The sequence below is a fragment of the Candidatus Oleimmundimicrobium sp. genome, assembly GCF_030651595.1.
Taxonomy (GTDB): Bacteria; Actinomycetota; Aquicultoria; order UBA3085; family Oleimmundimicrobiaceae; genus JAUSCH01.
The window spans coordinates 1-14,332 of record NZ_JAUSCH010000085.1; the positions used below are offsets into that span (position 1 = coordinate 1).

Genomic DNA, 14,332 nt, shown 5'->3' on the forward strand with positions numbered 1-14,332 from the left:
AACCAAACACCTCTCCTTCTCTAACTGTGAAACTCACGTTATCTACTGCTGTAAGATCGTTAAATCTTTTTGTTAAACCTTCAAGGATTATGATTTCCTTTATCCTTTCGCACCTTCTTCAACTCTTTATTCGCCCGTATATTATCAATAAGGACAGTAGAAACTAAAAACAAACCAAGCATCGACCAATACAACTACCCGGAAACCAATCCTACAATATATAAGGTAAGAGGTAAACTCACAAATAATAAGAGCAGACACTTAAAACAAGGAAACTCTTTGCTACAATTTTCTGCTCAGCTGTGCCCCCTCACCCTTCTCTTTCAACTTAATCTTTACACCACTTTAACCGTCAGATGACGAACAAACCACTCGACCGCGAGCCGCGCAACTTCTTCAAGCGCCCCCGGTTCCTCAAAAAGATGGGTAGCTCCGGGAACAATTACAAGCTTCTTTTCACAAGTAAGCTCATCGTAAGCTTGTTGGTTAAGCCCAATTACAGATTCATCAAATCCCCCGACAATGAGAAGAGTGGGAAACTCTACTTTTGAAAGATAAGACATCGCCAAATCGGGGCGCCCGCCGCGAGAAACTATTGCAAAAATTAAGGAGCCCATCCCGGCCGTCGCTTGCAGGGCGGCTGCCGCACCCGTACTTGCCCCAAAGTAACCAATTTGCAAATCTTTGGTTTTAGATTGATTTTTCAGCCAGTTGGTAGCCAATATGAGCCGCTCGGTAAGAAGATTGATATCGAAACGAGTTGAATAAACCGTATCTTCCTCTTCAGTAAGAAGGTCAAAAAGGAGGGTCCCAATACCAGCTTTTTGCAAGACCGTTGCCACAAAATTGTTCCTTGGGCTTAATCGGCTACTTCCACTCCCATGAGCAAATAACACGATTCCCTTAGCTCCCTCAGGTAAAACCAACATTCCGTTAAGAGAAGCTGAATTTATTGGAATCTCTACCAGCTTCTCGTAATTTTCGGAAACTCTTTTTTCTACCATCATGGTCCCCCTCAATTATGAAACGCGTCTTTAATTTAAGAATAAACCTCCATTGTGCCAACTTCAAGAATTCTCATAGTACTTCAAGGTCTTCAAAACCATTGGATATATTCCATTCGGTTCATTTACTAAAAACTATACTGTTATCATAAAATACGAGATTGCTTTGGGACTAACGTCCCTCGCAATGACAAGGAGAAAGTGTTTTGTAAGTGGATAAAAGTCAATTTTTGCTTTAGAGATTGCCTTGGTCGTTGCTATGTTCTATCTACCAACAATAACTGCGTTGGTTTTTTAATTTTTTAGTAATATAGCGACTTAACACTATTTAGGAAATTGATAGCCGACAAAGATTAGAGACGAAATAGAAAATAGACCGAGGTTGAGCTTTTTAACAAACCACCATTGCTTAATTGTTCTAAAATAAAAAAAGCCCTTTCGGGCTTTTTGCTTAATTGGTAGCGGGGAGAGGATTTGAACCTCTGACCTTTGGGTTATGAGCCCAACGAGCTACCGGACTGCTCCACCCCGCGATCATACTATTATCCAAGAATAATCCTTTAGATTACGTTTTCAGCAGAGAGTATGTTAACACACTTAACAAACGATTGCAAAAACGATTATGCCTGCAAGCACTTAAGACAACTTGGCTCCATGCCCTACGGCAATTATAATTTACTTCTTGGGAATATCGATAACACCCTCATCATAAAAACATCAGGAGTATTTGTTTGTTTCGACCAAATTCTTGACAAAAAAACCGTCTTACTTATGATGTTTCTATGTTCTCTTGTTTATCTAAATTAACTGAGCTTAAAGTAAATATTTTATTTAAATGTGCCGATAAAGTTAATAGAATACTTTTAGGTGAAAAAAATGAATAAAAAAACACGTATTTTAATAGTAACTTACCTTATATTCATATTGGTAACAGGAATGGTAGTACCTGCCCTGGCTACTCCTGCCTATGTTGAAAAAATTAACCAAAAACAAGCAGAGACGCAGGCGGTGCAAGAAGAGCTGGAATCTCTCGACAGAGAACTCGAAATAATCATCGAGCAATATAACCTCGCACAATTAGAACTCCAAGAGACTCAGCAAAAATTAAGAGATACCCGCATTCGCCTCGCCCATGCAGAAAATAAACTTGAGGGACAAAAAATAATCTTAAATCAAAGAGCCTCCAACATCTATAAAGGGAGTAAGATTACATTTCTTGAATTTCTCTTAAATATAAAAGACTTCAACGACCTGCTCACAATGATAGATTTTTTAAAAAAAGTCGGGGAACAAGACGCAGATTTAGTTTATAAGCTTCAACGAAGCAAGGAAAACATTGAAACTCTTGAATTAGAATTTGAAAAACTTCAAAGCGAGCAAGTTAAAACCAAAGAAAAAATTGAAACCAAAAAGAGAGAAATCGAAAGAACGATAACAGCAAGAAACAATCGCCTTGAGAATCTGAATGAAGAAATTAAGAAGTTAATGCAAGAAGAGAACGAAAGAAAAGCTCGCGAGCAGGCAAGATTAATTGAACAAATAAAAAGTAATCTCGGAAACGCAAACATAAATGTAAAACCCGGAACAATTGCAGCTACAGCCCTTCTTTACTTAGGAGTTCCTTACGTTTGGGGAGGAGAAACTCCTAACGGCTTCGACTGTTCAGGTTTAGTTAAGTACGTATTTGCCCAACATGGGATTCAACTCCTTCATTACAGCGGATACCAATTTAGCTGTGGAACACCGGTCTCAGTTGAAGCCCTAAGATCAGGAGATGTTGTCTTCTTCGGTAATCCCGTGCACCACGTGGGAATCTATATCGGAAACGGCTACTTCATCCATGCCCCAAGAACCGGCGATGTCGTAAGAGTCACCCCTTTAAACACTAGAAACGATTATGCCGGAGCACGACGCTACATTGGAGTTTAAAATTCTTAAAGATCCTTTAAGAATTTTTGCAATATCTCCCTAATTCTAGTAATCTAATAAAGTTCTTTCGCGCTTTTTTTAAATGGAGAAAAAATGAGGGAATTTATATATTTGGGACTCAATGCCGCAAAATCTTATGGAGCTACTTATGCGGATATAAGAGTAATAAAATTTAAAACTCAATCAATTTCAATTAAAAATGGCAAAGCGGAAGAGATATCAGACTCAGAAAGTTACGGTTTTGGAATTAGAACCCTTGTTAGCGGAGCTTGGGGGTTTGCCAGTAGTTTTGATATCAGTAAAAAAGAGGTACAAAAAACAGCTTCTCTGTCATGCGATATTGCCAGAGCAAGCGCTTCACTTAAAAACGAAGATGTAATTTTAGCTTCTATCGAGCCAATAAGTGGAAGCTATAAAACACCGATAAAGATAGATCCCTTTACCGTCCCCTTAGAAGATAAGCTTTCTATTCTCTTTGAAGCCGAAGAGATTCTGCGCAAAAAGAAAGAAGTGAAGATATCTCAATCCTCCATGAATTTCATATTTAAAGATCAGATATTTGCTAGTACTGAAGGAGCATGGATTAAACAAGAAATAATGATGAGCGGTGCCGGTATCGAAGCAACAGCAATCAGTGAAGGAGATATGCAAGTAAGAAGCTATCCTAATTCTCACGGCGGCCAATTTATCACTGGAGGATATGAACTCGTTAGTGGGCTCCAATTAAAAGAGAACGCAGAAAGAGTAGCAAGTGAAGCGGTCGGCCTGCTTAAAGCTAAGGAATGTCCCTCTAAAATTACAACCATAATTTTAGACGGTTCTCAGCTTGCCCTGCAAGTTCACGAATCAATAGGCCATCCCGTCGAACTCGATAGAGTTTTAGGAATGGAAGCAAGTTTCGCGGGTACAAGTTTTCTTACCTTAGATAAGTTAAATCAGCTAAAAATCGGCTCAGAGATAGTTAACATTACCGCGGATGCCACAATTCCCACCGGTCTGGGGTCTTTTGGATATGATGATGAAGGTGTGCCGGCCCAAAAAACCGACATCGTAAAAAATGGACTTTTCGTTGGTTATATAAATTCCAGAGAAACTGCCGCAAAAACGGGGCAGCTTCCCAATGGAGCCATGCGAGCCGATGGCTGGAACAGAATCCCGCTTATTCGCATGACAAATGTAAATTTGCTTCCCGGCAAGCCATCATTTGACGAACTAATAGCGGACACCAAAGATGGTATTTACCTTGAAACCAACAAAAGCTGGAGCATTGACGATAAAAGATTAAATTTTCAATTTGGAACAGAAATTGGTTGGGAAATAAAAAATGGAAAAATGGAAAAAATGCTCAAAAACCCCAACTACACCGGCATAACTCCTAAATTTTGGAATTCATGCAATGGCATCGCAAATAAGGATTCCTGGATAGTCTGGGGCACCCCCAACTGCGGCAAAGGTGAACCTATGCAGGTTATACAGACAGGACACGGTGCTTCTCCCGCCAGGTTTAGAAATATTCAGGTTGGAGTGGGAAAATGATAAGCGAAAAGAAAATGGGAAAAATCCTCAAAGAAATTTTGGAGATGTCGCCCGCCGACCAGACCGAGGCGCTTTTAATTTCACAAAATTCGGCTCTGACCAGGTTCGCAAACAATCAAATACACCAAAACGTGGCCGAAAAAAACGCAAAACTTTCCATAAGGGTCATAAAAAATAAGAGAACCGGCACCGCTTCAACCAATATCTTAGGCAAGAAATCGATAAAAGAGGTGCTTGAGAAAGCTCTCAAAATAGCCGGCAATGTTTCACCGGACCCGGATTTTAAATCCCTTCCCAAGAAGAAAAAATGCAAAAAAATGGAGCTTTTCTCTAAAAATACAGCCGAATATCAACCGATAGATAGAGCTAAAGATGTTTCTGTTTTAATCTCCAAGGCAAATCAAAAAGAATTGAACGCGGCAGGCGCATTAAGCACGGGTGAGATTACCATCGGAATAGCCAACTCATTGGGAGTATTCGAGATAACCTCTCTTACCGAAGCAGATATAAACACCGTATTTATGTCCTCTAACAGCTCAGGTTACGTTGATTCTTACGCAAAAGAAGTAAGAAAAATCGATTTTCACAAACTGGCAGACATAGCTTCAGAAAAAGCTCTAAGGAGCATAGACCCCATTGCAATAAATCCCGGTTCATACACGGTAATCCTGGAACCAGCCGCTGTCGCCGATATGCTCACATATTTGGCCTTCTGCGGTCTCGGAGCACTCGCTTATCAAGAGGGACGCAGTTTTATAAGTGGAAAGCTCGGGGGGAAAATTACCGGAGAAAACATAACCATCTGGGATGACGGAACAAGCCCCAATACCCTGAGAATGCCCTTTGATTTCGAGGGAACACCAAAACAAAAGGTAATGTTAATTGAAAACGGCGTGGCAAAAAACGTTGTTTACGATTCCTACACCGCTCATAAGGAAGACAAAGAATCAACCGGCCATGCCTTACCTGCCCCCAACATTTACGGCCCCCAACCTTCCAACCTTTTCCTTAAAAATGGGGATTACTCCGTAGATGAAATGATTGCCTCCACCAAAAAAGGCATACTGGTAACGCGGTTTCACTACACAAACATGGAAGACCCGCTTAAAACAATGCTTACGGGAATGACCAGAGACGGAACCTTCCTAATAGAAAACGGGGAGATATCCTGCGGAATAAAGAATTTACGGTTTACCCAAAACATACTCAAGGCCTTGTCAAACGTGGAGATGATTTCAAAAGAGACAGAGCTAAAGCAAGCATTTCTCGGCTTCTGCCGAGCTCCAACTTTAAAAATTTCAAAATTTAACTTCACCGGCGTAACTGAATTCTAATAATAAAACTAGCTCCTTCACTAGAGGGGCACCAATGAAAGAGCCAGCTACCCATTTAAGGGCTACTAAATATATCGGGATTTCACAGATTTTCTTTAGAGATTTTTTTAAAAAAATAATGTTAGTAGTGAGAGGATTAAGCTAAACCGAACCTCCGGAAACCATCTCTTTTATCTTCATCAACCTGGTTCTATTCTCTCTTTCCGCCTCATCAAGTTTCATATTTATGTACTTTACGGTTTCATTTAGTTGAGGGATTAAAACATGTTCCAAAGCATTTACCCGACGACGAGTTTTTTCTATTTCAATCGCAAGGAGTTCTACTGCCTTTTCGGCTTCCGACAGCTTTATTAAAAGAGGTGTAGTTCCATTTAACAAAAAGAGCGCTCTATCGAGGACCGCGGGTGTAGTTAGCAATCCATAACAATCAAAGACCCCTTCTTGCTCAATTTCAAACTCAGGGACCCTTACTCCCATCAACCTTTTTTCCGAAATTCTAACACTTGTAACCATTCGTGGACAGAAAAGCGCTTCCTCAATAACTTTAGCTGAGGATTCTGACCGCGCAACAGCAAAAATTTGATAAGCTTTCGCGAGTTTCTCTTCAATTTCTTTACGAAGTTTCTGATTTTTTCGCACCTGTTCCAAAAACTGTTTCATCAACTCATCCAGCTTATCTTTAAGTAGCTTGTGCCCTCTTTGAGCAACATCCCGACGCTTTCGGAGTTTCAATAACTCCATTCTGTTTGGATTAATCTTTAAAATAGCCACTTTTTAAATCATCCCCAGATATATAAATTAAAATTTTCTAACATCTCAAAGCGTTACTTTAACCCTTTGCTTCTTCTAACTCTTTTTTCTCTTCCTCTTTTATAAATTTAGACATATATTTTTCTATATGCTCTTCGCTTACCCTCTTAAGCTCCGCGCGCGGCAAGCAGGAGAGTAGCTCCCAACCAAGATCAAGAGTTTGCTCTATGCTTCTGTTTTCAGAATCTTCCTGTTTTATAAAACGGCCCTCAAATTGCTCGGAAAACTTGGCAAACTTTTTGTCAATATCCGATAATGCCGCCTCACCAAGAATAACAGCAAGTTCCTTTGCCTCTTTCCCTCGAGCATATGCGGCAAAAAGCTGGTTAGAAACACCAGAATGGTCTTCCCTGGTCTTGCCCGCACCTATTCCTTTTTCTTTGAGCCTTGAAAGAGAAGGTAAAACATCAATTGGCGGATATATTCCTTTACGATGTAAATCACGACTTAAAATAATCTGCCCTTCAGTAATATACCCGGTAAGATCGGGAATGGGATGAGTTTTATCATCCTCCGGCATAGACAAAATAGGTATTTGAGTAATCGACCCTTTTTTACCCTTAATTTTTCCGGCTCTTTCGTATATGGTAGCAAGGTCTGTGTACAAATAACCGGGGTAACCTCTTCTTCCGGGAACCTCTTTTCTCGCCGCGGAGACTTCACGTAGGGCTTCACAGTAGTAGGTCATATCGGTAAGAATTACCAAAACATGCATGCCTAAATCGTAAGCCAGATACTCAGCAGCTGTAAGGGCAACTCTTGGGGCTGCAATTCGCTCAACAGCGGGATCATCCGCAAGGTTGGTGAATATGACGGCTTTTTCAATTGCAGCTGTCCTCTTGAATTCCCTTACAAAATAATCGGCCTCTTCAAAAGTTATACCCATGGCACAAAAGACCACCGCAAACTCTTCTTTTGCACCCAAAACCTGACTTTGCCTTGCTATCTGTGCAGCCAGCCTGGGATGGGGAAGACCTGCTCCTGAAAATATGGGTAGCTTCTGGCCCCTAACTAACGGATTAAGCCCGTCAATGGCCGAGATGCCTGTCTGAATAAAATCTTCCGGATAATCTCTTGCGTATGGATTCATCGGGTCACCGTAGATGCTAAGACGTTTATCCGGAATAATGTCAGGCCCTTCATCAATTGTATGGCCGAGTCCGTCAAAAACCCTGCCTAAAATATCCCTCGAAACTCCAACCTCCATGCCTCTTCCAACAAACCTTACCCGAGTCTGTGTTGTGTTAATCCCCCTGGTTCCCTCAAACGACTGAATAAGTGCAGTATCTTTGGTTATTTCTAAAACATTGCCGCGACCCATGGAGCCATCCGGAAATTGTAACTCAACAAGCTCACCGTATTTTACATCAGTTACTTTTTCAACAAGCAAAAGTGGCCCAACAACATCTCGTATCGTCATATACTCTTTGGGCATATTATTCGCCTCCCGTTCTAGAAGCTTTAAATTGAGATGATATATCTTTCAGTAAATCTTCCAATTTTCCCAGCTCTTCTTCCTTGAAAAATTTAGCCCTAGATATTCTTTTTCGTATAGGGTCTTCTAAGATATCTTTAATATTGACACCCTTCCCAATAGCTTCCAAAGATGTTTCATGAAAGTGCATTATTGCCTTGAGCATCAAAAATTGCTTTTTCAATGATGAGAATGTATCAACCTCATGAAAAGCGTTCTGTTGCAAGAAATCTTCTCTAATCGAGCGCGCGGTCTCCATCAACATTCTCTCATTTATTGAAAGTGCCTCGATACCGACGAGTCTTACTATCTCCTTTAACTCAGATTCACGCTGTAGGATAACCATCGCATCCGCCCTTAATTTCTTGAACTCAGGGTCAATTTCATTGGTCCAATACTCCTCCGCCTCGTTCATATAAAGAGAATAGCTCTGGAGCCAATTAATGGCCGGAAAGTGCCTTTGATAGGCCAATTGATCTTCAAGTCCCCAAAATACCTTTACAACCCTTAGAGTATTTTGAGTAACCGGTTCGGATAAATCTCCTCCGGGAGGGGAAACTGCTCCAACGACGGTCAGGCTGCCTTCTTTTCCATCTTTACCAAGACAAATAGTTTTGCCCGCTCTTTCATAAAAAGATGCCACACGTGAACCAAGGTATGCGGGATATCCTTCCTCCCCAGGCATCTCCTCTAATCTTCCGGAAATCTCTCTCAAGGCCTCGGCCCAACGAGAAGTTGAATCTGCTTGAAGGGCCACACTATAACCCATATCTCTATAGTACTCTCCGATGGTTATCCCGGTGTAAACCGAAGCTTCTCTTGCGGCAACAGGCATATTTGAAGTATTCGCAATTAGCACGGTCCGTTTCATTAATGGCTCACCTGAATAAGGGTCTTTAAGCTCAGGAAACTCCATAAGAACATCAGTCATCTCGTTTCCTCGTTCACCACAACCAATAAATATTATTATCTCAGCATTTGCCCACTTAGCAATCTGATGTTGAATTACTGTCTTTCCTGAGCCAAATGGCCCGGGGACACAAGCTGTTCCACCTTTTGCTACCGGGAAAAATGTATCTATAACCCGTTGACCGGTTACAAGAGGTAGGTTGGGTGGAATTTTATTTTTATAGGGCCTTCCACGACGAACCGGCCACTTTTGAAGCATGGTTACTTCGTGTTTTTTGCCGTCTTTCTCTAAAATAGCAATTGGTTCTTCAACCGTAAATTCACCAGAGTAAATTTCTTTCAACTCACCCTCGATACCCAGTGGAACCATTATCTTGTGCTCAATAATCGTAGTTTCCTGCACTGTCCCCAAAATATCGCCCACTGAAACTTTATCTCCAACTTTTGCAATTGGTTTAAAGCCCCATTTCTTTTTCCTGTCCAAACCAGGAGCTTCAACCCCACGCGCGATAAAGTCCCCAACTTTATCTCTAATTACATCCAAGGGCCTTTGTACCCCATCATAAATTGACTCAAGTAAACCAGGCCCAAGCTCAATACTGAGAGCTTCCCCTGTCGCATACACGGGGTCACCGGGACCAAGCCCAATGGTCTCTTCGTACACCTGGATAGCAGCCGTTTTACCTCTAATTTCGATAATTTCTCCCATTAATCTTTCTTTACCTACTCTAACCAGATCATACATCTTTGCATTTGTCAGACCCTCTGCGACCACTAAAGGGCCCGATACTTTGCTTATTGTGCCCTGTTCCATTAGCCCTTCCCTTCTTCACTTAAAATATCCATGCCTACTGCTTTTTCAACAATTTTTTTCATTCGTTGGAACCCTACTCCTTGACCACCCTTGGCAGGAGGAATAATTAATACAGCCGGGGTGAATTTATCTGCAAATTCGATTAACAAATCCTCAATCTCTCGATAAATCTCTTCAGTTACCATAATCACAGTGTAATTGCTATCTTTTACTTCAGACCATATGTTTCGAGCTTCCCGAGGTTCAGTAACCGGATAAGCATCAAAACCTAATGCTTGAAATCCTAAAACTGAAGTTTTATCGCCAATCAACGCCACTTTAGACATATTGTACACGAACTCTCTCTTTAATAGTTTGAGCGGAAAGCCCACTAAGCTTCCCAATTAAAATAATCCTTAATGATTTAACTTCATTTTCCTTAGCCATTATATAGCTTATTAATGGCTCCAACCCGACCGGAATATATTTGACCGGTTGTATATAATGAATCAAAAAGTCATCTACTTTTTTATCAAAAAGGTCCAGGTTAAACTCTTGCCCAACCATACTCTCTTGAAGTATCGCAGCATAAGGCGTTTCTTTTAACTTATCCGCCACAATACTTAAAGTATCATGGTAGATTGAAACTAATTTTTCCTTTTCCAAGTAACCTTTATTCAAAAAAGCATCTTCTATAAATTTTGGCTCTCTATTTAAGATTTTTGCTCTCAAAAAAACTTTCAAGTTTACCAGATCAATTAAACTTCGAACAAAACCTATAAAAAACTTGTTCTTTTGTTTTCTTGCTACCTCATAAAGGTATCTGTATAAGGCCTTATCTAAAACTATATCAATTTGTTGAAAATCCCTGTCTTGTTCAAACCTTTCCATGGCTTCATATAAGGCGGATCTATACGGTTCAATAATTTCTTCGAGTTCACTTTCCTCAATTGCCTTTTTGATTTTCTCAATCTCTAACATGCCAAGTTTTGACCATATTCGCTCAATGGGCTTCCCCTCATATTTTGCTTTAAGCAAAACTTTCAAATTATGGAAATCGTAACGAGACCGGAAATAAGACAGTATTTGTTTATCGGGATACACTTCTTCTAAAAATTCATAAAGAACCGCAAGATAATTATCTAAGGATTCTTCAACATCCTCCGGAGTTTTTGCCTCTTGAAAAAAGTTAGCATAGTCCGTCTCGGCAAGAATTCGCTTTTGGTCAGCAAAATCATCTGCGTTAATCAATCTGTCTAAGCGATTTGACCCCAGCATCTTCGTCTCGCGAACTTTGATTCTTCCCACAGCAAATCCATACTTTAACGGATCTCTTAAAGCGTTCAACAAATCTGCTACTCACTCCTTCGGTTTAAATAAAATACCGGCAATTTTTGGTTCTAAACTTTCTCGGACCATTTCAATTAAAGCCGAGAAAGAGTTGTTGAATTCAACCTTGCCTTTTTTGAGAATAAAGCCGCCCTCTATATCCCTTGTTTCTTTGGAAAATACAAGTTCACCTTTTTTCCCTTGAGTTTTAAGAGCGACGTTTATCTCGTTAATAAAATTATTCCCAACCTTCTTTTTGTCAACAGAAGATAAAATTAGCTCTTCATCTCCTTCAGTTACAGCCCTAAGAATCATTTTCTTTATTAAGTCACAATATTTATCATCAGGAAGAGATTTGAGCTGTTTAAGCGCTTCGTTAAAAACATCATCCATCACAGCCCTCTTTTGAGAAAGCACCGTGTTTCTCGCTTCCAATCTTGCAAGCGAAACCACTCTTTTTTCTTCCTTTTTTGCTTCATCTTTCGCTTCAGCGAGGGCGTTTGCCTTTGCAGACTTGGCTTTTGCTTTCACTTCATCCATAATAGAATAGGCCTTAGCCCTCGCTTCACTTTCAATATCAGCAGCATTTTTTTTTGCATCGTTAATTATACGGTTAATTATGTCTTCAAGCGCCATTTTAAACACCCTATCTAAGATTTACTATTATCCACTTTGGGCTGCCATAATTAAAAACAAGGAGACCACCAACGACAAAACAGCGTATGTCTCTACTAGAGCCGAGAGAATCATGCCCTGGCCAGCTGCTTCTCCTCTTTTAGCAACCAGGCTTACCCCTGCTGTTGAAACCATGCCCTGAAAAATACCTGATATCAGGCACATAATCATTACAGGCAAGCAACCCAAAAAGATTCTCATACCTTGAGCAAGAACAATGATTTTGCCATCGCCTCCGAGAAGACCAAAAAATACAACTACTAAAAGACCTGTGATAAAACCATAAATACCTTGAGTGCCCGGAAGAATAGATAAAACCAAAAGCCCACCAAACTTATCAGGATCTTCAGCAAGTACCCCGGCCGACATTTTAGCGGCAGATGTTATACCAATACAGGAACCGATACCACCAAATATTACTGATAAACTTGCTGCTAAAACAGTCCACTGATATCCGTTAAGCCATAGAAAAGTTTCGTTCATATGTTTATTCCCTCCCTTCTATCCAGAATTATCCACAAATCGAAGCATCTTTTGATAACTCCGACTTTTTAAACGCTAAATCCTTCGTCTCAATAGCAAAGGGTTTAAATGGTCTTCCCCCACCTTCAAAAAATTTGCCAAAAAATTCAACATATTGCAATCTTGCCGGATGGACAAACGCACTTATCAAATTAATTACTAAATTAAAAAGGTGCCCTGCCACAAGAATTATGGCCATGACAATAAACCCGACGAAGGGAATCATGTCTTTGGCAATACCGCCGATGATATTAATACCCCAACCGATAAGAAAAGTTGCCATACCCAAGGCCATCAAACGTGAATATGAAATAGTATCACCAATAAATGAGGTCATTCCGTAAAGACCGTACACGCCGTTGGCTATTCTGCCAAAAATACTCTTTGCGCCCGGCTCAGTAAACCAAACTATCAAACCAGTGCCAATAACCGCCATCCACTTCGCTACGGGCAACACCGTAAGCAACAAGGCAGGAGACTCGCCACTTCCTACCAGCATTTTTATAACAAGAATAGCAACCCCGGGTAAAAATATAAGTTTCCCACCCTCTCTAAAAATACCCTCGGCCAACCGGCCATTTTTGATATTATCGTACATCTCAAGAACCACCCCGTAAAGTAGGTGGGTAAACCCCAAAATAAAACAGAAAACCAGGTATTTGACGGGATCTTTCAAGGGTTCTAAAATTATCATTCTTCTTAAAACTAAAGGCAAAGATTCAACTTCAATGGTAAACCAGCTACCGGTAAGGGCCCCTACAACCATAGACGCTATCCCTCCATAAATAAGCAGCAACGAAAAATTCTTCATCATTTCATTAGCCGAAAACTTCTTTATGAGCAACAGACACAAGAGAGTTAAAACCAAACCATAGCCGACATCTCCTATACATAATCCGAAAAAGACAACAAAAAATGGGGCGAAGTAGGTTGTTGGGTCCAGTTCCCAATATTTGGGGTACCCATAAAGCTTTGTAACAATTTCGAATGGCGCAAACCATTTATTGTTCTTCAACATCACCGGCGGATTTTCTTCTTCTTTTGGATCAGTAAAAGTTAAGTCAATTTCGTCAGATAGCTTCAAAGTCTCTTCTTTGAAACGTTTTAAATCCCCTTCTTTAACCCATCCTTCAAGCATAAAAACCTTTTCAGTTTTTGCAAAATTAAGTTGGATTTTAACTCTGTTCTTCACATTTTCCAGATAATTTTTAAGAATAATCGTATCCGGCTTCAAGGAAACCATGGACTTTGCTTTCTTTATAATGGCTTCTTTTTCTTTCTGAAGTTGACAAATCTGTTTATCAATCTCAGCCATTTCTTTTTTGGACAAATTGCTAAAATTTTCAAATGAACTTGGCTGAAATCCGTACTTGCTTAAAGTTTGATAAACATCATTGGAAATATCTTTCAAAAAAATAATGAGGATATATGCAAATTGAGAATCTTTATTTATTAAATTTAGGGATGATTCGAGGGCAACCTCTTGCAGTTCTCTCTTTAACTTGTCGAAATTTGCCATAGAAACTTGACCAATCGATAAAATTGTCTTCTTAGTTTCACCGATATCTTCAAATTTTATATCGAGAGCCAGCCACGGCCTCAGCTCTTCACGAGCAGTTTTCAACTTGCTTAATTTCGTATCTATGGCGCTTATCAGGTTACCAAGATTTTCACACTCTTCATAAACTCCTTCTGAATTAATTTTATCCCGAATACATTCAAACTCGGAAAATTTCACTTCAACCTTCTCGCCGGTAAAATTCGAGAGAAAACCACCTTTCTTCTTCTCAAACCCACTTAAAAACTCTAGGATAAAATTGACTTTAGAGAGCGTTAAATCTACTTCGGTGGAGTCAGGTTTAAATTTCTTAACAATATCTTCTAATTCGGTTTCAGACAATTCTTTCCGTAGATTGGCAATATGAAGTACGCCTTTTTTCTGCAAAGTCTCTACCAGCTTTTCCCTGAGCGAGTCATGGCCTATTAAACAGACTTTCTTAACTTTAATTACAGCCAT

Annotated in this window: 13 protein-coding genes and 1 tRNA gene; 4 read left to right on the forward strand and 10 right to left on the reverse strand. The window is 40.1% G+C overall.

The features are described from left to right. Positions 1 to 335: 335 nt before the first annotated feature. Complete coding sequence (locus Q7U95_RS05190) at positions 336 to 1,004, reverse strand: alpha/beta hydrolase (RefSeq protein WP_308752468.1); 669 nt, start codon at positions 1,002 to 1,004, stop codon at positions 336 to 338. Between the two features lie 456 nt (positions 1,005 to 1,460). After that, positions 1,461 to 1,537, reverse strand: a tRNA-Met gene (locus tag Q7U95_RS05195). Positions 1,538 to 1,589: 52 nt separating this feature from the next. Between Q7U95_RS05195 and Q7U95_RS05200 the strand changes: the two genes are divergently transcribed. From Q7U95_RS05200 to Q7U95_RS05215, 4 genes are all read left to right on the forward strand, one after another. Continuing rightward, a complete protein-coding gene (locus tag Q7U95_RS05200; RefSeq protein ID WP_308752470.1) occupies positions 1,590 to 1,811 on the forward strand; it encodes a hypothetical protein in 222 nt (73 codons plus the stop codon). 69 nt (positions 1,812 to 1,880) lie between these two features. Beyond that, on the forward strand, positions 1,881 to 2,933 hold the full coding sequence (locus tag Q7U95_RS05205; protein WP_308752472.1) for an NlpC/P60 family protein: 1,053 nt from the start codon (positions 1,881 to 1,883) through the stop codon (positions 2,931 to 2,933). Positions 2,934 to 3,026: 93 nt separating this feature from the next. After that, positions 3,027 to 4,469, forward strand: a complete 1,443-nt coding sequence (locus Q7U95_RS05210; protein WP_308752474.1) for a TldD/PmbA family protein — start codon at positions 3,027 to 3,029, stop codon at positions 4,467 to 4,469. Beyond that, positions 4,466 to 5,803: a TldD/PmbA family protein gene (locus tag Q7U95_RS05215; protein ID WP_308752476.1), complete on the forward strand. Its 1,338-nt coding sequence runs from the start codon at positions 4,466 to 4,468 to the stop codon at positions 5,801 to 5,803. The genes Q7U95_RS05210 and Q7U95_RS05215 overlap by 4 nt, the downstream gene beginning before the upstream one ends. 141 nt (positions 5,804 to 5,944) lie before the next feature. Here the strand turns inward: Q7U95_RS05215 and Q7U95_RS05220 are convergent, their stop codons facing one another. From Q7U95_RS05220 to Q7U95_RS05255, 8 genes are read right to left on the reverse strand one after another with little or no spacing between them, the layout of a single operon-like run. After that, on the reverse strand, positions 5,945 to 6,574 hold the full coding sequence (locus Q7U95_RS05220) for a V-type ATP synthase subunit D (RefSeq protein WP_308752478.1): 630 nt from the start codon (positions 6,572 to 6,574) through the stop codon (positions 5,945 to 5,947). A gap of 58 nt (positions 6,575 to 6,632) precedes the next feature. Continuing rightward, on the reverse strand, positions 6,633 to 8,048 hold the full coding sequence (locus tag Q7U95_RS05225; RefSeq protein ID WP_308752480.1) for a V-type ATP synthase subunit B: 1,416 nt from the start codon (positions 8,046 to 8,048) through the stop codon (positions 6,633 to 6,635). A gap of 1 nt (position 8,049) precedes the next feature. After that, positions 8,050 to 9,810, reverse strand: coding sequence for a V-type ATP synthase subunit A (locus Q7U95_RS05230; RefSeq protein WP_308752482.1), 1,761 nt, complete (start codon positions 9,808 to 9,810; stop codon positions 8,050 to 8,052). Then, the gene (locus Q7U95_RS05235) at positions 9,810 to 10,136 is read right to left on the reverse strand and encodes a V-type ATP synthase subunit F (protein WP_308752484.1); all 327 of its coding nucleotides are present in this window, start codon (positions 10,134 to 10,136) and stop codon (positions 9,810 to 9,812) included. Before Q7U95_RS05235 ends, Q7U95_RS05230 begins: the two co-directional genes overlap by 1 nt. Further along, on the reverse strand, positions 10,129 to 11,139 hold the full coding sequence (locus Q7U95_RS05240) for a V-type ATP synthase subunit C (RefSeq protein ID WP_308752486.1): 1,011 nt from the start codon (positions 11,137 to 11,139) through the stop codon (positions 10,129 to 10,131). The genes Q7U95_RS05235 and Q7U95_RS05240 overlap by 8 nt, the downstream gene beginning before the upstream one ends. A 9-nt stretch (positions 11,140 to 11,148) precedes the next feature. Next, complete coding sequence (locus Q7U95_RS05245) at positions 11,149 to 11,754, reverse strand: V-type ATP synthase subunit E family protein (protein WP_308752487.1); 606 nt, start codon at positions 11,752 to 11,754, stop codon at positions 11,149 to 11,151. A gap of 27 nt (positions 11,755 to 11,781) precedes the next feature. Further along, positions 11,782 to 12,276, reverse strand: a complete 495-nt coding sequence (locus tag Q7U95_RS05250) for a V-type ATP synthase subunit K (RefSeq protein ID WP_308752489.1) — start codon at positions 12,274 to 12,276, stop codon at positions 11,782 to 11,784. Positions 12,277 to 12,304: 28 nt separating this feature from the next. Continuing rightward, positions 12,305 to 14,332, reverse strand: coding sequence for a V-type ATP synthase subunit I (locus Q7U95_RS05255; RefSeq protein WP_308752491.1), 2,028 nt, complete (start codon positions 14,330 to 14,332; stop codon positions 12,305 to 12,307).

Coding starts and splice junctions, on each gene's coding strand:
- Q7U95_RS05190 (WP_308752468.1), bottom strand. CDS start 1,004: ATGGTAGAAAAAAGAGTTTCCGAAAATTACGAGAAGCTGGTAGAGATT.
- Q7U95_RS05205 (WP_308752472.1), top strand. CDS start 1,881: ATGAATAAAAAAACACGTATTTTAATAGTAACTTACCTTATATTCATA.
- Q7U95_RS05235 (WP_308752484.1), bottom strand. CDS start 10,136: ATGTCTAAAGTGGCGTTGATTGGCGATAAAACTTCAGTTTTAGGATTT.
- Q7U95_RS05230 (WP_308752482.1), bottom strand. CDS start 9,810: ATGGAACAGGGCACAATAAGCAAAGTATCGGGCCCTTTAGTGGTCGCA.
- Q7U95_RS05245 (WP_308752487.1), bottom strand. CDS start 11,754: ATGGCGCTTGAAGACATAATTAACCGTATAATTAACGATGCAAAAAAA.
- Q7U95_RS05200 (WP_308752470.1), top strand. CDS start 1,590: ATGTTAACACACTTAACAAACGATTGCAAAAACGATTATGCCTGCAAG.
- Q7U95_RS05215 (WP_308752476.1), top strand. CDS start 4,466: ATGATAAGCGAAAAGAAAATGGGAAAAATCCTCAAAGAAATTTTGGAG.
- Q7U95_RS05225 (WP_308752480.1), bottom strand. CDS start 8,048: ATGCCCAAAGAGTATATGACGATACGAGATGTTGTTGGGCCACTTTTG.
- Q7U95_RS05250 (WP_308752489.1), bottom strand. CDS start 12,276: ATGAACGAAACTTTTCTATGGCTTAACGGATATCAGTGGACTGTTTTA.
- Q7U95_RS05210 (WP_308752474.1), top strand. CDS start 3,027: ATGAGGGAATTTATATATTTGGGACTCAATGCCGCAAAATCTTATGGA.
- Q7U95_RS05255 (WP_308752491.1), bottom strand. CDS start 14,332: ATGGCTGTAATTAAAGTTAAGAAAGTCTGTTTAATAGGCCATGACTCG.